This is a genomic window from Dyella sp. ASV21 (genome assembly GCF_016428975.1).
Taxonomy (GTDB): domain Bacteria; phylum Pseudomonadota; class Gammaproteobacteria; order Xanthomonadales; family Rhodanobacteraceae; genus Dyella.
Genome location: NZ_JAELTT010000241.1, coordinates 1 through 394, shown reverse-complemented (window position 1 = coordinate 394; position 394 = coordinate 1). Strand labels below are relative to the sequence as shown.

1 protein-coding gene is annotated in these 394 nt (G+C 73.1%); it reads left to right on the top strand.

Going from position 1 to position 394, the window contains the following annotated elements; genetic code table 11:
• Positions 1 to 126: 126 nt before the first annotated feature.
• Positions 127 to 300: a hypothetical protein gene (locus tag JHD67_RS21610; protein WP_199101190.1), complete on the top strand. Its 174-nt coding sequence runs from the start codon at positions 127 to 129 to the stop codon at positions 298 to 300.
• The last annotated feature ends 94 nt before the right edge of the window (positions 301 to 394 follow it).

The window sequence follows — 394 nt, the reverse complement described above, 5'->3', positions numbered from 1 at the left end:
CCCCCCCCCCCCCCCCCCCCCCCCCCCCCCCCCCCCCCCCCCCCCCCCCCCCCCCCCCCCCCCCCCCCCCCTTTCCCAGCCCAAGACGGCAACCGAGATTCGGTCACGGGTCTCGTGGGCTCGGAGATGTGTATAAGAGACAGGACCCAGGCCCATCTGCGCCTCGCCGTGCTGGCCCAGCGTATAGCTCAGCTCGTGCAAAGGTTCGCTTTGCGGTTGCTTGATGGTCACGTTGACAAGGCCGCCGAAACCTGTCTCTTATACACATCTGACGCTGCCGACGACAACGTTCGGGTGTAGGTCTCGGTGGTCGCCGTCTCAGTAGAAGGGGGGGGGGGGGGGGGGGGGGGGGGGGGGGGGGGGGGGGGGGGGGGGGGGGGGGGGGGGGGGGGGG